The sequence below is a fragment of the Arthrobacter sp. 10L430 genome (assembly GCF_056395245.1).
In genome coordinates this window covers 226699-246230 of the sequence record NZ_JBFTJD010000002.1, presented here as the reverse complement: position 1 = coordinate 246230, position 19532 = coordinate 226699, and the positions used below count along the sequence as shown (strand labels likewise).

At 66.2% G+C, this 19532-nt stretch carries 14 protein-coding genes and 1 pseudogene; 8 read left to right on the top strand and 7 right to left on the bottom strand.

The window, feature by feature from the left end; translation table 11 throughout:
* Nucleotide 1: 1 nt before the first annotated feature.
* The gene (locus tag AC1DDG_RS03335; protein WP_476874942.1) at nucleotides 2-748 is read right to left on the bottom strand and encodes a TetR/AcrR family transcriptional regulator; all 747 of its coding nucleotides are present in this window, start codon (nucleotides 746-748) and stop codon (nucleotides 2-4) included.
* A 206-nt stretch (nucleotides 749-954) separates the two neighbouring features.
* Here AC1DDG_RS03335 and AC1DDG_RS03330 point away from each other — a divergent pair, with 206 nt between their 5' ends.
* Complete coding sequence (locus AC1DDG_RS03330) at nucleotides 955-1518, top strand: hypothetical protein (protein WP_476874941.1); 564 nt, start codon at nucleotides 955-957, stop codon at nucleotides 1516-1518.
* Nucleotides 1519-1570: 52 nt separating this feature from the next.
* Here AC1DDG_RS03330 and AC1DDG_RS03325 read toward each other — a convergent pair whose 3' ends face one another.
* The 3 genes and pseudogenes from AC1DDG_RS03325 to AC1DDG_RS03315 all read right to left on the bottom strand — a co-directional run bounded on the left by AC1DDG_RS03325 (nucleotide 1571) and on the right by AC1DDG_RS03315 (nucleotide 3165).
* Nucleotides 1571-2275, bottom strand: a complete 705-nt coding sequence (locus AC1DDG_RS03325) for an alpha/beta fold hydrolase (protein WP_230119926.1) — start codon at nucleotides 2273-2275, stop codon at nucleotides 1571-1573.
* Between the two features lie 10 nt (nucleotides 2276-2285).
* Nucleotides 2286-2547, bottom strand: a pseudogene (locus tag AC1DDG_RS03320) (hypothetical protein); the annotation flags it as partial.
* A gap of 3 nt (nucleotides 2548-2550) precedes the next feature.
* Entirely contained in the window at nucleotides 2551-3165 is a 615-nt protein-coding gene (locus AC1DDG_RS03315; RefSeq protein WP_476874940.1) for a dihydrofolate reductase family protein, read from the bottom strand.
* Between the two features lie 714 nt (nucleotides 3166-3879).
* Here AC1DDG_RS03315 and AC1DDG_RS03310 point away from each other — a divergent pair.
* Nucleotides 3880-4278: a hypothetical protein gene (locus AC1DDG_RS03310; RefSeq protein ID WP_476874939.1), complete on the top strand. Its 399-nt coding sequence runs from the start codon at nucleotides 3880-3882 to the stop codon at nucleotides 4276-4278.
* Nucleotides 4279-4690: 412 nt separating this feature from the next.
* Here AC1DDG_RS03310 and AC1DDG_RS03305 read toward each other — a convergent pair whose 3' ends face one another.
* The 3 genes from AC1DDG_RS03305 to AC1DDG_RS03295 are packed head-to-tail and all read right to left on the bottom strand — an operon-like array spanning nucleotide 4691 to nucleotide 8286.
* The gene (locus tag AC1DDG_RS03305; protein ID WP_476874938.1) at nucleotides 4691-6376 is read right to left on the bottom strand and encodes a DUF885 domain-containing protein; all 1686 of its coding nucleotides are present in this window, start codon (nucleotides 6374-6376) and stop codon (nucleotides 4691-4693) included.
* A gap of 57 nt (nucleotides 6377-6433) precedes the next feature.
* Nucleotides 6434-6679 (bottom strand): acyl-CoA carboxylase subunit epsilon, encoded by a 246-nt coding sequence (locus tag AC1DDG_RS03300; protein WP_230119925.1) that lies wholly within the window; start codon nucleotides 6677-6679, stop codon nucleotides 6434-6436.
* A 23-nt stretch (nucleotides 6680-6702) separates the two neighbouring features.
* Nucleotides 6703-8286 carry an acyl-CoA carboxylase subunit beta gene (locus AC1DDG_RS03295; RefSeq protein ID WP_476874937.1) on the bottom strand — a complete coding sequence of 528 codons (1584 nt, stop codon included), beginning with the start codon at nucleotides 8284-8286 and terminating at the stop codon, nucleotides 6703-6705.
* Nucleotides 8287-8517: 231 nt separating this feature from the next.
* On the opposite strand from AC1DDG_RS03295, the gene AC1DDG_RS03290 reads away from it, so the two are divergent.
* From AC1DDG_RS03290 to AC1DDG_RS03265, 6 genes are all read left to right on the top strand, one after another.
* Nucleotides 8518-9405, top strand: a complete 888-nt coding sequence (locus AC1DDG_RS03290) for an SDR family oxidoreductase (protein ID WP_476874936.1) — start codon at nucleotides 8518-8520, stop codon at nucleotides 9403-9405.
* 60 nt (nucleotides 9406-9465) lie between these two features.
* Nucleotides 9466-10425: a biotin--[acetyl-CoA-carboxylase] ligase gene (locus AC1DDG_RS03285; protein ID WP_476874935.1), complete on the top strand. Its 960-nt coding sequence runs from the start codon at nucleotides 9466-9468 to the stop codon at nucleotides 10423-10425.
* Entirely contained in the window at nucleotides 10418-11017 is a 600-nt protein-coding gene (locus AC1DDG_RS03280) for a PH domain-containing protein (protein WP_476874934.1), read from the top strand. Before AC1DDG_RS03285 ends, AC1DDG_RS03280 begins: the two co-directional genes overlap by 8 nt.
* 10 nt (nucleotides 11018-11027) lie before the next feature.
* On the top strand, nucleotides 11028-12137 hold the full coding sequence (locus tag AC1DDG_RS03275) for an adenylate/guanylate cyclase domain-containing protein (RefSeq protein ID WP_476875021.1): 1110 nt from the start codon (nucleotides 11028-11030) through the stop codon (nucleotides 12135-12137).
* A 239-nt stretch (nucleotides 12138-12376) separates the two neighbouring features.
* A complete protein-coding gene (locus tag AC1DDG_RS03270) occupies nucleotides 12377-18481 on the top strand; it encodes an Ig-like domain-containing protein (protein ID WP_476874933.1) in 6105 nt (2034 codons plus the stop codon).
* Between the two features lie 78 nt (nucleotides 18482-18559).
* Nucleotides 18560-19531, top strand: coding sequence for an AAA family ATPase (locus tag AC1DDG_RS03265; RefSeq protein WP_476874932.1), 972 nt, complete (start codon nucleotides 18560-18562; stop codon nucleotides 19529-19531).
* Nucleotide 19532: the final 1 nt, after the last annotated feature.

Genomic DNA, 19532 nt, shown 5'->3' with positions numbered 1-19532 from the left:
GTCAGGACCGTTCTGAGGAGTGCGGGGCAGGGGAGTCGCTTTGTAGGGGCTGGGATGCCGGAGAATCCGGGTGCTTCGGAGCCGGGGCGGCGAAGCCGGAACCCAGCAGTGCCATCGAATCGATCAGCAGTTGCCGGAGGATGGCCAGTGATTCCGCCGAGAGGTCTGTTCCGCAGCGGCTGAACCACACCTCCATCGCGGCCTTCCCGCAGGAGATGACGGAACCGGCGAGGGCCCGCAGGTAGAGCTCGTCCATGTCCCCGTCCATGTCCACGGCCGGGTTCCGGGCGGCGCGCTCGCGGGCGGCAGCGATGATCTGCTCGGTGCAGTGGTCCCACGCCTCAAGCTCGGACCGGGCCAGCAGGGGACTGGCCTGAGTCAGGCTGAAGAGCTCGGCCATCGGTGCGACCGTCATGGGGTCGGCGAGCTCAACGAGGGCTGCGCGGGCTGACTCAAGGATGGGCTCGTCCGCCGGTCGGAGCCGGAACTGCTCCAGCGCAGTGTCGAGGAAGCCGTGCGTCACCGAAGCGATGGCCGCCTCGGTGCTGCTGAAGTAGTTGAAGAAAGTGCGGCGCGAGATGCCTGCCGACTCGGCAATGTCCTCCACGGTGAAATTGCCGGGCCCTGCGCTGCGCAAAAGCCCCAGGGTGGAATCCGAGATGGCCTGGCGGGTCGCGGCTTTTTTGAGTTCGCGCCGTGTAGGTGGTGCCGGCTGCTGGGCGGCCGGCGGAGAAGTGGAAGTGGACACGCACTTACACTACGTGCATCTTTGCACTCTGCGCAAGAAAAGCCCTCAACGTCAGCCTCAACCGTCATAGGTTCCGCACAGGATTCATATGTACTTCACAGGCCCTTCATAGCCGCCACTTATGTGTGTGGTGCAAGCTGGTCTCATGGCCGGTACGGCCGGCGAGGATGGAGCCGTCTCCGTACGGCAGATCCAGGAGAGAGATCATGAAGCGTACGAAGAAAATGGCACTCAGCCTTGGCGTGGCGGCCGTGGCGCTTGGTGCCGGGTTTGGCGTGACGGGAATGGCTGCCGCATCGACGGCCACTCCGACTCCAGCGCCCAGCTCCAGTAGCCCTTCCGGCAATGCTCCCGACGCGCAGCGGTTCGACGGCGGGGGCAGGCGTGGGCACGGACACGGTCACGGGGAACACGGCGATAGGGCCGCGGCGCTCGCGGCCAAACTGGGCGTCGATCAGGCCAAGGTCGCCGACGCGCTGAGGACATTCCGCGACGCAAACCGGCCTTCTGCGCCCCGCTCCGACGGGCAAAAGCCGGACCAGGCTGCGATGGAGTCGGCATTGGCCGCATCGCTGGCAAAGTCCCTCGGAATCGACGAGGCCAAGGTCAAGACCGCAGTGGAAGAACTGCGCACTGAGGCGCAGAAGAGCCGGGCGGCAGCTTTGAAGTCGCGCCTCGACCAGGCGGTTACTGACGGCACGCTGACGCAGGCTGAGGCGGACGCGGTGACTAAGGCGGTCGAAAACGGCGTGATCGGCGGCGGCCACTAGCCTTCCGAATGCTGCGCCGCTTCCGAATGCTGCGTGCCCTGTCCGGCGCGGGCTATGAGGCGCGGTTGACCGCGGCCAGGATAGCCGCGCCCAGTTCGGCCGGCTTGGTGAACTGCGGCCAGTGCCCCGTTGGCAGGTCCACCAGCTCGACGTCGCGGATCCGTGCCAGTTCCTCCACGTACGGGTGGCCCGCGTCCATCCACTCGGTGAGCAGGGTCGTCGGGAACTCGCAGGCGATCACGGTGGCCGGGACTTCGTAACGCCGCTCGTCATGAAGATGCTGCCGGTCATAGGCCACGCCTTTGGGCTCCGGGATGGCGCGTGCCCGGAACATGGTCCGCAGCCCGTCGTCCAGATCGACGAGGTCCTCGTCGTCGAAGCCGTCCCACGGCGGAAGCGGCACGTCGTCCCCTTCGGCCGGTAGTTGGTCGTTGATGACGCCGCCCTCTCCCAGCGGACCGCTGTCCACGTAGATGGCATGAACCACGCGGTCCGGACGCCTGTCGATGGCGCCATGGATGATGGCGCCACCGCCCGAGTGGCCCACCAGCACCACCGGGCCGTCGAGCGCGTCTACCGCCGCCACGACGGCGTCGATGTGGTCGCGCAAGCCTATGCCGGCACGCGGTGCGTCTGCTGCCTCCAGGCCGGGCAGCGTCATGGGGTGGACGCGGTGCCCCGCCGCGACGAGCGGGGGCGTCACCTCCGACCACGAAGAAGCGTCCAGCCAGAATCCGGGAACCAGGATGACGTCCATGGACGGTACCCTACCCCAACGCCCGCGCACGGCAGGTGCCCCGGCGGCGATTCGGCTTAGCTATGCCTGGTGTCGGCCAGCTCCCGCCCTGCGCAGCCGCGGCGGAACCATCGGCGGCGGCCTGGTCATCCGCGGGGGAGTCATCCGAGAAGGGATCACTGGAGAGGGGGTGCGTTGTAAAGCGCCTCGTCCAGGACGCCCCGGCGCTTGGCCACAATGGCGGGTACGAGGGCCTGCCCTGCCACGTTGACAGCCGTGCGGGAGGCCGGCAGCGCCTACGGAGTTAGCTGACGCCGGCGATAGCGGATGTGGGTGGTCAGCGGTGAGTGAAGCACCTCGGCGGGTTCGAAGCCGAAGGATTCAACCCCGTCGAAGATGCGCTCGCCCGAACCGAGCAGGACCGGTGCGATGTCGAGGGTGAGCTCGTCGATCACGCCGGCGATCAGTGCCTGTCGGACGGTCGAGGCCCCACCGGCGATGTCCACGCCGTTGTCCCCGGCGGCCTGGCACGCTGCGGAGTAGGCCGCGTCGAAGCCCTCGGTGACGAAGTGGAAGGTCGTCCCGCCGTCCATCTGGATAGGGTCATGGCCGTGATGGGTCAGCACGAACACCGGCGCGTGGTACGGCGGTTCGGCTCCCCACCACCCGGTCCATTCCTCATCCCAGTCCCCGCGGATCGGGCCGAACATGTTCCGACCCATCACATACGCGCCCCGCGGGCGCATGAGCCACTCGTTCGCGACCTTGTCGGCATGGTTCGCTCGCGGGTCGCTGATGTGCCAGCCGTGCAGCTCCAGCCCCCGCTTGCCCAGAGGGTCCTCGCGGCTCTGGTCCGGCCCGGCGACGAAGCCGTCCAGCGAGATTGACATGTGGCAGGTGGTGTCTGGCACCGCGAACCTCCTGAGTCAATGCGACTTGCATGCGGTCGCGTGGTGGATTGTGGCGATGCTAGCACGGGGTGGCATCCTCGCCGACCGCCTCCGGCGGCGGGTCGCCGACAGGGTTTCCTCCTAAGCCAAACCGGGGCCGGATTGTGGCCAGTGACGGCCATAGTCCGGCCTTCAATTCAATCGCGGCCCTCCAATTCGCCCACGAGTGGGCCGAATCTGGTCAAGATCAGCCACGATTCGACTCGCAGAAGCAGTACTGACTGTTCTTGTATTTGCCATTTCATTCGGATTGTCACCCGCGGCGATCTGGTTGCTGCCGGCTGGGATAAGTTGTCGGAAATATTCTCCGGACCATTGCCCCCGGTTGTCTCTGCGCTTCTGATCCTGGCGTTCTGGATGCCACCACAACTCCTGCGATTCGATTTAGGACAGTAGGACTACCATGTCGGAATGAAGACGCCGGCGCGATCAGCTCTCCCTTCCTGGCTTTCTGAAATGCGCGGTGGAAATGCAAGAACGGAACTCACTGTGTCTGAGTTCTTTCCAATGGACCTTCCAGCATTTTGCCGGGTCTTCAACCCTGCCCGCGCTACCGGAGTCACCAGGAGCTGGACAGAAGTGGCTGGAAAGGCCGCCACTATTACCGGTCGCACGCAATGGCGGGATGTCTCCATCCATCCCGGTGCCTCTGGACTGCCCCGCTTGGACCCGATAATGGGCGGCATCGACACGGAGGTAGCGGATGCGTTGGCGTCCGTTTTGGGTGAACACACCCAGACTCCAGACTCTGTCTATTTTCTTGCGTGGGAGGGTTACGCCGGCCTAAATGATGCCTACCGTGGTTCGGAGACTGTCCTTGGCTCTTATGGCAGGCAGATGCATGTGCTGCACGGTTCGCTTGCAGATGTGGGCCCATCTGCAGCAGCTAGAGAGGCGGATATGCCTCTCTGGTGGATCCCCGAGGACGGTTCCTGGGCAGTCGGCAATGACATCTATGCGCGCAGCGTGTACGTAGGGGGATCTGCAGAGTGCATCGAAGACGTACTCCGGACACCCGTGCTGGAGAGCGTCCGAGTGGCAGCAAGCGAGCAAGTGGTCGCAGAGGATTATTAAATAGCGACGTTTACTGCCCCGACATCGGCCCGCTGGGCCAGCTGATCATCGGCTCCGCTATTCGGTTCGAGGAACCGTTACGAGGACAATTTTGCCCCCTAGCCATTCGAAGGCGAATCGCTAGGGGGCAAGGATCATGACTTCGCCGGTTTACGCAGCAGCCGTGCCACGAACAGGACGGTGATCAGGCACAGTCCAGCGTTCGCTCCAATGGCGAAGGTGACGCGAGAGGCCTAAGTGCTCTCTGCCCGTCACGCTGTGATCGCCGTATATTCGGCACCCATCCAACGCTTTGTGAAGCTGTTCCCACAGCGCATATGGCAGACATCTCCCTGGGCCGGGGATTTCGACGGGCTCAATCAGCGGTGGGCGGTTGGGCCCGGGATTTCGACAGGCTCAATCAGCGTGAGCCCTACCCGAGCATCGCGCGCTTGAGTGTGTCGAGGCCGACGGACCCGACGTTCAGTGCCTTGGTGTGGAACGCCTTGAGATCAAAGCCGGGCCGGGATTCCAGTTCCGAACGGATCTGCTCCCACAGCCGTTGGCCCACTTTGTAGGACGGTGCCTGGCCCGGCCAGCCGAGGTAGCGGGCGAATTCGAACTGCAGCTGCCCCTCGCTGATCTCCAGGTTGGCTTTGAGGAAGTCGAAGCCCTTTTCCGGCGTCCACGTACCTGATCCCCAGCGCGCCGGTACCTCTAGCTCCAGGTGGACGCCGATGTCGAAGACCACCCGGGCAGCCCGCATCCGCTGCATGTCCAGCATGCCCATGTGGTCGCCGGGGTCCTTGAGGTAGCCAAGCTCCTCCATCAGCTTCTCCGCGTACAGTGCCCAGCCTTCGCCGTGTCCGGAGGTCCAGCAGACGTTGCGGCGCCAGCTGTTCAGGAGTTCGCGCCGGTAGACGGCAGTGGCGATCTGGAGGTGATGCCCGGGCACGCCCTCGTGGAACACGGTGGTGGTTTCCGCCCACGTGGTGAACGTGTCCTCGCCAGCCGGCACGGACCACCACATGCGTCCGGGACGGCTAAAGTCGTCCGACGGGCCGGTGTAGTAGATGCCGCCCTCGTCTGTCGGAGCGATGAGGCACTCCAGGGTCTTCATGACATCCGGGATTTCAAAGTGAACGTCGGCCAGGTCGCCCACGGCACGGTCCGAAAGCTCCTGCATCCACGCCTTCAGGGCATCGGTGCCCTTCAGCTGGCGGGAGGGATCGCTGTTCAGGATTTCCTTGGCTTCCGCGATGGAAGCCCCGGACCGGATCTCACTGGCAACGGCTTCCTGCGCGGCGATGATCCGCTCCAGTTCCCCGATGCCCCACGCGTACGTTTCCTCCAGGTCCACGGCCGCCCCGAGGAAACCGCGGGAGGCCAGGGCGTACCGTTCCCTTCCGACGGCGTCCTTTTCGGGGGCGGCGGGCAGAAGTTCATCCCTGAGGAACGCTGCGAGTCCGGCATAGGCGGTGCGGGCGGCGGCAGTGCCGGCGTCGAGTTTTTCCTGGAGCCCGGCCGGCAGGGGGCCGTCGGCGGTCTTGGCGCCGGCCGCGAGCTTCGCGAAAAAACCGTCACCTGCTGCGTACTTGGTGGCCTGTTCGATGACGATCGACACCTGGCGCGAAGCGGATACCCGTCCGGCTTGCCTGGCTGAGCGGAGGGACTCGATGTAGCCGCGGATGGCGCCGGGTACGTTGCCGGCCCTGCCGGCTATGTGTTCCCAGTGCTCCTCGGTCTCCGTGGGCATGAGGTCGAAGATGGAGCGGATGTTCTGGGCCGGAGATTCAATGTTGTTCAGTTCGGCGGTATCCCAGCCCGATTCGTGGAACTCCAGCTGCAGCCCGAGGCGTTCACGCAGGGCATCCAGCGTGACGGCGTCCACGTCGTCCACGGGAGCCAGCCCGGCGAGGGCATCGAGGGTCTCGCGGGCTGCGGCAGCGAATTCTTCGATCCCGGCAGGCGAAAAGTCCTGAAACTCCGTGTCGTGGCCAGGCACGCCCAGGGTGGTGGCAAGGCTCGGATCGAGCCGGATGAGCGTGTCCGTGTAGGCGTCTGCGACGGCATCGATGGCGGTTTTGGGGCGCACGGGCGCTGAGGTTTCACTAGTCACCCCAAGAGACTAACCGCGGAAGCCCAGTTATGAAAGACTTACTGAACTTTGCGGGGGCTAGCCCCGGCTTCGCTTCCAGGCGCCCGGACCGGGCGTCGGCGCCAGCCGCAGCTGCTCCCGGCGCACCCAGTGGCGAACGCTTGGCTTCGTGGAATCGGCCGTCTCGGCTGAGCCGATGGAAAGGACGACGGCGGTCAGCGCCGCCAGCTCCTCGGGCGTCGGTTCTCCTTTGACGACCGAGAAGAGCGGGGTTTCGGGCGCCGCGGTTTCGACGGGCTCAACCGGCCGCTTTGCGGCCGGAATTTCCGATGGATCGGTTGCCGGGGTCACAGCGGGATGTTTCCGTGCTTCTTGGTGGGGAGGCTGGCGCGCTTGTCGCGGAGCGCCCGGAGTCCCTTGATAATCTGCAGCCGGGTGTCCGACGGGGCGATGACCGCGTCAAGATAACCGAGTTCCGCAGCTTGGTACGGGTTGAGCAGCTCCTCCTCGTACTGCCGGATGACGTCGGCGCGCCTGGCCTCAACGTCCCCGCCCGCCTCGGCGACGGCGGCGAGCTCGCGCCGGTAGAGGATGTTGACGGCACCCTGAGCGCCCATGACGCCGATCTGGGCAGTGGGCCAGGCGAGGTTGAGGTCGGCGCCGAGCTTCTTGGAGCCCATCACGATGTAGGCGCCGCCGTAGGCCTTCCGCGTGATCACGGTGAGCTTGGGCACCGTGGCCTCGGCGTAGGCGTACAGGAGTTTGGCGCCGCGGCGGATGATGCCCTGGAACTCCTGGTCCTTGCCCGGCAGGAAGCCCGGCACGTCCACGAGGGTGATGATGGGAATGTTGAAGGCGTCGCAGTGCCGCACAAAGCGTGCTGCCTTCTCGGAGGCCGAGATGTCCAGGGTGCCGGCGAACTGCATGGGCTGGTTGGCCACGATGCCGACAGTGTGGCCTTCGACCCGGCCGTAGCCGATGATCACGTTCGGGGCGTACAGGGACTGCATCTCCAGGAAGTGGGCGTCATCGACGATCTGCTCGATGACCTTGCGCATGTCGTACGGCTGGTTCGCCGAGTCCGGGATCAGCGTGTCCAGGGCGAGGTCGTCGTCGTCGAGCTCCAGGTCCTGCTGGTGCTCCAGGACGGGGGCCTCGGAAAGGTTGTTGGAGGGCAGGAAGTCCAGCAGTTCCCGGACGAACTCGATCGCATCGGCTTCATCCGACGCCAGGTAGGTGGAGGTGCCCGTGGTCGCATTGTGCTGCCGGGCGCCGCCCAGCGTCTCCATGTCCACATCCTCGCCAGTGACGGTCTTGATGACGTCGGGGCCGGTGATGAACATGTGGGAGGTCTTGTCCACCATCACCACATAGTCGGTAAGGGCGGGGGAGTACGCGGCGCCGCCGGCGCAGGGGCCCATGATGAGGGAGATCTGCGGGACGACGCCGGAGGCGTGCACGTTGTTGCGGAAGATGTCCGCGAACATCGCCAGCGAGGCCACACCCTCCTGGATGCGGGCGCCGCCGCCGTCGTTGATGCCCACCACCGGGCAGCCGTTGCGCAGCGCGAACTCCTGGACCTTGACAATCTTTTCGCCGTTAACCTGGCTCAGCGAACCGCCGTAGACGCTGAAGTCCTGGCTGTAGAGCGCCACAAGGCGTCCGTCCACGGTGCCGTAGCCGGACACGACGCCGTCGCCCAGCGGCTTCTTCTTTTCCATGCCGAACGCGGTGGAGCGGTGCACGGCCAGGGCATCGAACTCGACGAAGGAGCCGGCGTCCACGAGCAGGTCGATGCGCTCGCGGGCGGTGTTCTTGCCGCGGGCATGCTGCTTCTCGATCGCTTCCGGGCCGGAGGGCTGCTCTGCGCTGGCCTGGCGGTCGCGGAAATCGGCAATCTTTCCCGCCGTCGTGGTCAGATCGTGGCTCATGAAGTGTCTCCGGCTCTGTAGCTGATCGGTGTTGTAGCAGCGTAACGCGGGCACCTGTTGCGATGGTGAGAAACTCCGTTAAGTAGCTTCCGTACAAATCAAAGGCCCTGATGGCTAGTCTAGTGACGCTTATTGCGCAGGCCGCTGTAGGGATCCTACAATTTTCGTCCGTGGCGGCGGCGGGGACATGCATGTTACTCGCCGGTAACATAATGCGGCTAGAGTGTCCCTATGACTTCAAGCGATGATGCTTTTCCTCCCACTGCAACGCCCTACCAAGCCGCCGGTTCGCTTCAGGGCCGCACCATTCTGATGTCCGGCGGGAGCCGCGGCATAGGCCTGGCGATCGCGCTGCGCGCGGCGCGCGACGGTGCCAACGTGGTGCTGCTGGCCAAGACCGGCCAGCCCCACGCGAAACTCCAGGGCACTGTCTTCAGCGCCGCCGGGGAGGTGGAAGCCGCCGGCGGAAAGGCTCTTCCCCTGGTCGGGGACGTCCGCAATGACGACGACGTCGCGCGCGCGGTCGCCGCCGCCGTCGAACACTTTGGCGGGATCGACATAGTGATCAACAACGCGTCAGCCATTGATCTGTCCCGGACGGACGCAGTGGACATGAAGCGGTACGACCTCATGCAGGACATCAACGTCCGGGGCACCTTCCTGCTGTCCAAGCTGGCCCTGCCTGCGCTGCGAAAATCCGACGGCGGCCACATCCTCACGCTCTCGCCGCCCCTGAACCTTGACCCCAAGTGGGCAGGCATGCATCTCGCCTACACCATGGCCAAGTACGGCATGAGCCTGACCACCCTGGGCCTGGCGGAGGAGCTCAAAGCGGACGGCGTCCGCGTCAACTCACTGTGGCCCTGCACCCTGATTGATACCGCCGCCATCCGGAACATGCCGGGAGGGGAGGCGATCGTACAAGCCGCCCGCGGCCCCCAAATCATGGCGGACGCGGCCCACGCCGTGCTGACCGGCAGCAACGTCAAGGAGGGCGCCGCGGCAACGGGGAACTTCTACACGGATGAACAGGTGCTTGCCGCCACGGGCGTGACTGATTTCCGGCCCTACAGCCTGGGCGCCGCCGAGGATCGGCTGGTTCCTGACATCTTCCTCTGATTTCCCTGGCTGCTGCCCCGGATCGGCCGCTCCTGCCCGGCAACTCGATAGGATGCAACTATGGATGCCGCACGCCCTGACGAAAGCCCTGAAGCGCAGGAAAACCTGACCGGAGCGAAGGGGCTGCCGGAGCGCCCCGCCCTGGACCGGGATGCCCTGTCCAGCGTGGAATTCCTGTCCGCACACGGCATCTCCCAGCTGCAGGTGGTGGACACCACCGGCTCCACCAACGCCGACCTCCTGCGCGCCGTCACCGTCGAGCCCAAGGCGTGGCAGGACCTTGCCGTCCTCACCGCCGAGCACCAGACGGCCGCCCGCGGGAGGCTGGACCGCATCTGGGAGGCGCCCGCGCGCAGCTCAGTCCTGGTCTCGATCGTCCTTCGACCGGTCAACGCGGACGGCCGGCCGCTGCCCACACAGACCTACTCCTGGCTCTCGCTCCTGGCCGCCCTCGCGCTCCGGGACGCACTGCTGGAGACTGCCGGGCTGCGGGCTGAACTCAAATGGCCCAACGACGTCCTGGTCCGGGGCAAGAAGATCGCCGGCATCCTGGCCCAGCTCGGTCCGATGGGGGACGGCTCCGTGCCCCCCGTGATCCTGGGTACCGGGCTGAACGTCACGCTGACCGAGCCGGAACTGCCGGTCCCCACCGCCACCTCGGTTCAGCTTGAACGTGCCGGGACAGTGGACCGCACCGCACTCCTGAAAAGCTACCTGTCCCGCTTCTGCACGCTCTACCGCAGCTTCTGCAACGCCGACGGCGACCCCACAGCCGGTCTCGCCGGCGGTCCCTCACTCCACAAGCGGATTGAAGCCGTCATGGTGACGCTGGGCCAGCAGGTGCGCGCGCACCTCCCCGGCGACCACGAAATCACCGGGCATGCCTCCCGGCTCGACGACTCCGGCTCCCTCCTGGTGGTGGACGCCTCGGCCCACGAGCATGTGGTGACGGCCGGCGACGTGGTCCACCTGCGTCCCTGGTCCCCGCCGGAGGCGTCCACGGAAAGCGGCAATGCGTAAAGACCTCCTGCCGGGGGAGCAGGTCATAGTAGTGACCCGCCCGCAGCCCAGGATGCTGTTCATGCCGGCGGTGGTGTTCATTCTCGTCCCGGCGCTCGCCGCCTTCGCCAGCGCCTGGATTATCCGGGGCGGGCTGCGGAGCTTGCTTCCGGTGGTTTCCGCCGACTGGACCTTCTGGCTGGTGGCCGGATGTGTGCTCGCCGCGCTGTGGGCCATCTGCGGCTATTGCCTGCCGCGGCTGCTGCGGTGGCAGGGCACGCGCTACTTCCTGACGAACCGGAGGATACTGGCGCGCTACGGCATGCTCCGCCGGCGCGACCAGCAGGTGTTCCTGGCGTCGGTGCGTAATGTCACGGTCACCCAGACCGTGCTCCAGCGGATGTTGCGCTCGGGGACTATATCCTTGGATGCCGGGCACCAATTCAGAGCCGTACTCCGGGATGTGCCGGAAGTGGCCACGTTTCACAGGTTCGTACTGGACGCGCTGGACGAGCTTCCGAAGGAAGAGTTTTTGGAATGGGGTCACGCGGCGGACGAGTCCGACGCCGGGTTTCCGCGGGATGTGAGAGAAGGTGGAAGAGATGAGCGATGAGGATCAGCGCATGAGCCAGGGACAGGGCGCCGGCGAGGTGACCGATGCCGCCGTCGGGTCTCCTCCCACCGCAACCATGTCCGCCGAGCGGATAGCCATGAAGGCCCTGGAGACCAGGCTGCTCGGCGGTGAGCGCAAGCTGCGCCGCCGCGAAGTGGCCGGTGGTGCGGGACTCTCGCTGCTGTCGGCACGGAAGCTGTGGCGCGCCCTGGGGTTCCCCAACCTCGGTGACGATGACGTTGCCTTCACCGAACGCGACCAGGCCGCCCTGAATACCGTGGTGGACCTGGTCCGCACCGGCAAGCTCACCGAAGAGGCAGCCATTTCCGTCACACGTGCCATCGGCCAGATGACCGACCGGATGGTGGTCTGGCAGATCGAGGCACTCGTGGAGGACATGGTCCATGAGCAGGGCGTCACGGACGCCATGGCCCGCAAGCGCCTGGTGAATGAACTTCCCGCGCTTGTGGACCCGCTTGAGGAGATGCTCGTCTACTCGTGGCGGCGCCAGCTTAACGCGGCGGTCCAGCGACTGGCCGTCCGGGCCGAGGCCGGGCTTCAGGCCAGTGAGGAAGGCCGCGAAGGGGACGAGGACGACGCTCCGCTGCCCCTGGCGCGGGCCGTGGGCTTCGCCGACCTGGTGTCCTACACAAGCCTTTCCCGCCGGATGAACGAAAAAACCCTGGCCAAGCTGGTGCAGCGGTTTGAAAACAAATGCGCCGAGATCATCTCCGTAGGCGGCGGCCGGCTTGTGAAGACCGTGGGCGACGAAGTGCTCTACATCGCCGAGACCCCCGCGGCCGGCGCGGAGATCTCACTGGCGTTGGCTGAGGCCTTCACCAGGGACGAAATCCTTCCCGAGGCCCGGGTTGCGATGGTGTGGGGACGGATTCTGTCCCGCCTGGGCGACATCTACGGGCCCACAGTCAACCTTGCCGCGCGCCTGACGACGCTGGCTGATCCGGGCACTGTGCTGGTGGACTCCATGACCGCCGCCGCCCTCGACCGGGACGAGCGCTTTGTCCTCCTCCCCAAGGAAGCGGAGAACGTCCGCGGCTTCGGCGAGATCCAGCCCGTGATGCTGGCACGGGGCCAGGGCAAGGGCCTGGTCCTGGACTGAGGCCAGTGGGCAGCCCTCCCCATCGCGGATCGCAGCGCCCGTGGGTAGGCTTGCCGGGTAAAGGAGAGCCCCGCACCGGGCTCTCCTTGGACAAGCCGCCAGCGCCCATGTAATAGTCGGAACTCAGAATTGTTCCGGCGTCTCTATGGGGGAGTGGCGGAATGTCACGGCCTCTGGTGTTCACCAGGGGTCCGCAGGCTGCACTCAGGCGGCTGTGATTTCGGGGGAATAATAACGCTGTGTCAACTTTGTTCGGCAGGCTGGGGCTCAGGAACCGCCGCAACAAGCTCATCACCGGTACCGTTTTTTCCGCGGCCGCAGCAGCCCTCGTGGCCGGCGCCGTCATCTACCCTGGCTTCAAAACCACCGAGGTGGACCTGAACGACGGCGGCGTGTGGGTGGTCAGCAAGGCCCGTAACGCCGTGGGCCGGCTGAACTACCCGTCGAGCGTCCTGGACGGAGCCGTGACCCCGGCCAGCACCACGTTCGACGTCCTGCAGAACGCCGGCAAAGTGTTTGTTGATGACGCGTCGGGCTCAACCCTGAACCAGGTGTCCGCGGCGAACATGCGGCTGGGCGGGGACAAAAAGCTTCCGGGCTCTGCGCAGGTCAGCTTCGGCACGGAGGTCATCTCCGTCACGGACCCCGCCGCCGGCAAGATGTGGGCGATGTCGCCGTCAACCGTCAATGCCTTCGATGAGGAGTCCAGCGATCCGGCGGTGGCGGGCTCGCAGGGGCTGGTGTCCGCCGTCGGGTCCGATGACAGGGTCTATTCCGCGGATCCCAAAACCGGGCATGTGACGGTCACCGCCGTGAACTCAAACGGCGAGCCCACCGATACCCAGTCCAGCACGTGGAACGGCCTGAAGGGTGCGGGCGATCTTCAGCTTGCTGTGGTGGGGGACCAGCCGGTGGCCCTGGATGCCGCCGCCGGGCGGCTGTTCCTTCCGGGCGGCCGCGAGGTGGCTTTGCCGGACGCGCGGGACGCGAAGCTCCAGCAGTCCGGTCCGGCGTCGGACTCCGTGGCAGTGGCCACTCCCAAGGCGCTGCTGAAGCAGCCGCTGGACGGCTCGACGGCGAAGACCGTCACCTTTGGCGGGCAGGGCGTTCCCGCTGCCCCCGTGCAACTTGGCGGCTGCGTGCACGCCGCCTGGTCCGGTGCGAACAAGTATGTCCGCGACTGCGCCAACGACTCGGACGACAAAAACGTGGCGGTCCCTAAGGCCAGCACGTCGCCAAGCTACGTGTTCCGCGTCAACCGTGATGTCGTGGTGCTCAACGACGTCAATTCCGGGAACGTCTGGCTGGTCAACCAGAACATGCAGCTGGTCAACAACTGGGACGATGTGGTTCCGCCGAAGAACCAGTCCGATGACCAGGACGAGGAGTCCGCGGACAACAACACCATCAACATCCTGCCGGACCGCACCAAACCGAACCGTCCCCCGGTAACCAAATCCGACGCCGTCGGCGTACGGCCCGGCCGCACCACCGTCCTGAGCGTGCTGGACAACGACTCCGACCCCGACGGCGACGTCCTCACCGCCTCCGTGGGGAACGAGAGCCCAAAATCGGGAAGCCTCGAAAGCATCTACGGCGGATCAGCGTTCCAGATCACCGTCCCCGCCGACGCTGCACCCGGGACGGAGGCCTTCGACTACAGCGCGGCCGACGGCCGCGGGCTGTCTGCCGGCGGCAAGGTCACGCTGAACGTGGTGGGCCCGGACGAGAACAGGCCGCCGGCCTTCAAGCGCGGCGATCCCACCACCCTGCTCGTGGAGCAGGGCAAGACCGTGAGCCAGAACATCCTCACGGACTGGGCCGATCCCGACGGCGACGACCTCGTCCTCATGTCAGCGACCGCCGATAACGAGCAGGACCAGGTGAAGGTCCGCCGCGACGGGCTGCTCACCTTCCAGGACTCCGGGGCCACAGCCGGCAAGAAAAGCGTCACGGTATCCGTGTGGGACGGACGGGCCACCACCACCGGAAAAGTGGTGGTGAACGTCCAGCCGCCTGGCGCCCTGGCGCCCGTCGTTAACGCCGACCATGTGACCGCCGTCGTCGGCCAGGATCTTGTCATCGCGCCCCTAAAGAACGACGTCGACCCCAACGGCGGCGCCCTGCGCCTCGCTCAGGTGGAGGCCAGCGGGCCCGCGGAACTCGGCCCCGTCACGGACGGCGGGACCTTCACCTTCCGCAGCCGGACTCCCGGCCCCGTCTACCTGACGTACATTGCCAGCAACGGTCCGCAGAGCAGCCAGGGCCTGATCCGGGTGGACGTCGAATCAGGCAAGGACACGGGAAAGCCCGTCGCAGTGCACGACGTCGCCCTCATGCCGGTGGGCGGCAGTGTGCTCCTGGACCCTCTCGCCAACGATTCCGATCCGTCCGGTGGCGTCCTGGTGCTGCAATCCGTCGCACTGCCGGAAAACACCACCGCCTCGGTCAGCGTGCTCGATCACAGCGTCCTGCGGATCACCGACATCGCCGGCGCCAAGGACCCGTTCCTGTTCCGCTACACCATGTCAAACGGCAGGACGTCCGCCACAGGCAGCGTCTCCGTTGTCCCGGTTCCCGCTCCGGCGGTGGTGGAGGCGCCGCAGCCTAAACCCGATGAAGTCAACGTCCGCGTCAACGACGTGGTCACCATACCCGTGCTGGACAACGACACCCATCCGCAGGGCGAAAAACTGACAGTGGACCCTCTCCTGCCCCAGCCTGTGGCCGCCGAGGACGGCAAGAGCTTCGTGTCGGAAAATACCCTCCGGTTCATCGCCGGAAGCCAACCCAAGACCGTGCGGGCCATCTACAACGCCGTGGACCCGCAGGGCCAGAAGAGCGCTGCAGCCGTCACCATCCACATCCTGCCCCTGGAGGGTGCCGAGAACTCCCGTCCGCAGCCCAGGAACCTGACAGCCCGCGTAGTCGCCGCAGGCACCGTGCGGATCCCGGTGCCGCTGGACGGCATAGACCCCGACGGCGACTCCGTCCAGCTCACCGGCATCGACAGCACGCCCGGCATGGGCACAGCGACGGCCGGAAGCAACTTCATCGACTTTGTCGCAGCCGGAGACGGCGGCGGGACAGATTCCTTCCGCTACAAGGTGGTGGACCGGCAGGGGGCCGTGAACACGGGCACCGTGACCGTGGGCATCGCGCCGCGCAGCGATACCAACCAGAAGCCCACGCCCGTGGACGATGAGGTCAAAGTCCGCCCCGGCCGGCAGATCGCCGTTGACGCCGCCGGCAACGACACCGACCCCGACGGCGACCTGATCCGCGTCCTGGGCGACGGCATCGAGGCGGACGCCGCACTCAAGGCCGAAGTCAGCAAGCAAAGCGGCCGCATTCTCCTGCAGGCACCCGCAGCTGAGGGCACCGTCAACGTCCGCTACACCGTTGCCGACGAGCGCGGCGCCTCGGCGCAGGCGGCCATCACCATGCAAGTGGACAGCAAGGTCCCGCTCCAGGCGCCCATCGCCAGGGATGACCGGGTGACGTCTGCCCAGACTCTGGGCAAAACCGCCGTCGACGTCCCTGTGCTCAAAAACGACGAAGACCCGGATGGCGTCGGTGAGAACCTAAAGGTCACCAGCGGGAGCGAAACCGCCCGCCCGGGCCAGGACGGCAACATGATCGTCGAACTGACCGAGCAGCCGCAGTTGGTGCCCTACGGCGTCGAGGACGTGGACGGCAAGAAGTCCACCGCGATTATCTGGGTGCCGGGCATCGGGCAGCAGGTCCCGACCCTCGCCAAGGACGACGTCCTGGAGGTCATTGCCGGCCAGTCCGTCACGGCAAACCTGGCGGAGTGGGTGAAAGTCCGGGAAGGCCGCTCACCCCGCCTGACCCAGACCGACCGGATCAAGCTCATCGGGGCGGACGGCAGCGACCCCGTGGCAGGCAACGGCACCGCAGTCGAGTACACCGCAGGCAAGGATTACGTGGGCCCGGGGTCCATCAGCTTTGAAGTCACGGACGGCTCTGGCCCTGATGATCCTGCCGGCCTGAAGTCCACCCTGAGCATCCGGACCAAGGTCCTGCCTGACCCGAACCGAAACAACCCGCCTGCGCTGCTGGGCGGAGCCGTTGACGTCCCGCAGGGCGACTCAGCGCGCATAGACCTGGCCGGGCTGACCTCCGACCCGGACCGGGACGACGTGCCGAACATGAAGTACGAAGTCCTCGGCGCGGTGCCGCAGGGCTTCAACGCGGACATCGACGGCGCATCCCTGAAGGTCTCGGCGAAGGACGGGGTGCGTCCGGGCGAGGCAGGCTCTGTGCAGGTCAAGGCGAAGGACCCGCGCGGGCTGGAAGCCGTCGCAACGTTCCGCCTCTCCGTCACTGCCTCCAACCGCGCCAAGGCGGTGGCCAACGACGACATCGAGGCCGATGCGGCGGCCGGCAAGCCCGTGACTGTGAAAGTGCTGTTGAACGACTCCAACCCCTTCCCGGACGTGCCCCTCAAGATCATTGGCGTGGCGACCGAAACCGGCCAGGGCTCGGCCGCCACCTCGGGGGACTCGGTGACGGTCACGCCGTCGGCCGGTTTTTCCGGAACGCTCATTGTCTCCTACACCGTGGCGGATAAGACCGACGAAGCCTCCCGCTACGCCACGGCCCGGATCCGGCTGACTGTCAAGGACAAGCCGCTTGCGCCCACCACGCCGCAGGCGCAAAGTGTCGGTGACCAGACCGCCCTGCTGAACTGGACCGCGCCCGCGGACCGCGGCTCACCCATCACCAAGTACACGGTCTACGGCGAAGGCGGCTACCGGCAGGATTGCCCGGCCAACTCGTGCACCCTGAACAACCTGGTGAACAACACCAAATACCACTTCCAGGTCACGGCCACGAACGACTTCGGCGACTCCGATCGTTCGCCGGTCTCGGCTGAGGTCCGCCCCGACGTCAAGCCCGACACCCCTCTTGCTCCCGCGATGAGGTTTGGCGACAAACAGCTCACCATCACGTGGAAGGCGCCGGCCAGCAAGGGCTCGCCGGTCAAGTCCTACGACCTCGAGATTTCGCCGGCGCCCGCCGGGCAGAATGCGCAGGTCCAGAACCTCACGGCCGCGACCTACGTCTGGAAGGGCCTCCAGAACGGCGTTGCCTACAAAGTGCGCGTCCTGGCCAAGAACGACGCCAGGGACCCTTCCGAATGGAGCCCCTACTCCGCCGCGGAAACCCCAGCCGGAGTCCCCGTGACACCCGCCGCGCCGACAGTTTCCGGCGCCGGCTCCGTGGGCAACCAGAGCCAGCTGCAGGTGAACTGGACCGCGCCAAACAACAACGGCGACGCCGTGTCCGCCTACACGCTGACAACACTGCGCGGAGGGACCGCGGTCAAGAGCCAGCAGGTGGCTTCCGGAACGTCCCTGAACGTTTCGGTGGCAAACTCCGAAACCGATTACACGTTCACTGTGTCGGCCACCAACAAGGCGGGAACGTCCGGGACCAGCGCACAGTCGGCGGCCATACGCGCAGCAGGAAAGCCGGGCACGGCCAACAGCGGCAGCGTGCGCGCGCCAGGAAACAGCGGACAGCTGGACGTGACGTTCACGCCGCTGACCGAAGCCCAGCGCAACGGCTCCCAAGCCGATGAAATCCGCTACCGCTGGTCCACCGCCTACGGCTCAGGGCCCATTGCCGCCGGCGGGGGAACCATCACGAACCAGCCCAACGGCAGGAACGTGACAGTCAACATCATCGCCACGTCCACTAAGAACAACGTGTCCGGGGACGCCAAGGCGATTGGATCAGCAGTGCCGTATGGCCCGCCCGCCACACCGGCGGTTTCCGGCGAGACGTCTGCCAAGGGAGACCCCCAGGTGCACTGGACATGGAGCGCACCCAACAACAACGGGCGGCCCATCAACCGCTATGAGGTCAACTATGACGGCACCGGCTTCAAGTCCGTCGGCCTGACCCGGCAGTACAACCACTCCGGCGGCGGCTGGGGCCAGCGGCATACCCTGGCGGTCCGCGCCTGCAACGGCACCAACGGGATCAAGGACTGCGGCGCGGCCGACACCGCAGCCTCCACTTCGGGGGCCGATCCCGCGCCGCCGCTGACTGAGGTCAGGGTCAAGAGAAGCGACAACAACAGCTGCCCCGGCAAGCCAGGCGTCGCGGATCGGTACAACGCCGCAACCCGCAGCTGCGGCGGGAGCGACGCCAACTGGGTGTCCTATTCGGACGGCTGGATCGCCACGCCCTGCTGGGCCGACATCTACAACAACAACGGCCGGTGGTACAAGATGAACGGCGGCCCGCACTCCGGCTGGTACGTCAAGGGCATCACGGTGGACGTCAGAGGCCCCGGCGTGGGCCAGTGCTGATCCCTCGAGCCCCGCAGGAAACATGAAGCATCACGGATTTAGCTTGCAAGTGCAGGCCGGACGGAAGAGGACCGACACATGACCATGACAACCGAGCAGGCCGAGTGGTTTGCAGCCACCTTTGAGAAGCTCGTGGCCAACGTGGGGCAGGCGGTTCTGGGCAAGGCCCACGTCATCCGCCTGACCTTCACGGCCATGCTCGCCGAGGGGCATGTCCTGTTCGAGGACGCCCCAGGGACCGGTAAGACGTCGCTGGCTCGCGCCCTGGCAGCGACTGTCAAGGGATCCAACAACCGTATCCAGTTCACCCCGGACCTGCTGCCCTCGGACGTGACGGGCGTGACCATCTACGACCAGAAAACGCAGAAGTTCGAGTTCCACAAGGGCCCGATCTTCAGCAACATCGTCCTTGCCGACGAGATCAACCGCGCATCGCCCAAGACCCAGTCGGCGCTGCTTGAAGTCATGGAGGAATCGCGCGTTACGGTGGACGGCACCACGTACGAGGCCGGCCGCCCGTTCATGGTGATGGCCACCCAGAACCCGATCGAGCAGGCCGGCACCTACCGGTTGCCCGAGGCACAGCTGGACCGCTTCCTCATCAAGACCTCCATCGGGTACCCGGACCACGCCTCCACGGTCCAGCTGCTGGGCGGCACCAACCTCAGGGACCGCTCCAAGGGCCTGCAGCCGGTCATCACCACCCAGGCAGTGGCGGACATGGCCGACCTCGCCGCAACCACCCACGTGGACACCGCGGTGCTCGAGTACATCTCCCGGCTCTGCGAGGAGACGCGCAATGCCCCGGAGACCCGCCTCGGCGTTTCCGTCCGCGGCGCGCTGGCCATGGTCCGGGCAGCCAAGGTCTGGGCGGCGGGCCAGGGGCGCAATTTCGTCCTGCCGGACGACATCAAGGACCTCGCGGCGGTGGTCTGGACCCACCGCTTCGTCATGGACCCCGAGGCCGAGTTCTCCGGGGCCACCCCTGAGGCCGTCCTCTCCCGGGTACTGGCCGACGTCGCCGCTCCGCAGCAGCGAGCGGCAGTCTAGG

Bases quoted from the DNA above. Each gene is read 5' to 3' on its own strand.
- AC1DDG_RS03330 (WP_476874941.1), top strand. From the start codon at position 955: ATGAAGCGTACGAAGAAAATGGCACTCAGCCTTGGCGTGGCGGCCGTG.
- AC1DDG_RS03325 (WP_230119926.1), bottom strand. From the start codon at position 2,275: ATGGACGTCATCCTGGTTCCCGGATTCTGGCTGGACGCTTCTTCGTGG.
- AC1DDG_RS03310 (WP_476874939.1), top strand. From the start codon at position 3,880: ATGGGCGGCATCGACACGGAGGTAGCGGATGCGTTGGCGTCCGTTTTG.
- AC1DDG_RS03295 (WP_476874937.1), bottom strand. From the start codon at position 8,286: ATGAGCCACGATCTGACCACGACGGCGGGAAAGATTGCCGATTTCCGC.
- AC1DDG_RS03290 (WP_476874936.1), top strand. From the start codon at position 8,518: ATGACTTCAAGCGATGATGCTTTTCCTCCCACTGCAACGCCCTACCAA.
- AC1DDG_RS03285 (WP_476874935.1), top strand. From the start codon at position 9,466: ATGGATGCCGCACGCCCTGACGAAAGCCCTGAAGCGCAGGAAAACCTG.
- AC1DDG_RS03280 (WP_476874934.1), top strand. From the start codon at position 10,418: ATGCGTAAAGACCTCCTGCCGGGGGAGCAGGTCATAGTAGTGACCCGC.
- AC1DDG_RS03275 (WP_476875021.1), top strand. From the start codon at position 11,028: ATGAGCCAGGGACAGGGCGCCGGCGAGGTGACCGATGCCGCCGTCGGG.
- AC1DDG_RS03265 (WP_476874932.1), top strand. From the start codon at position 18,560: ATGACCATGACAACCGAGCAGGCCGAGTGGTTTGCAGCCACCTTTGAG.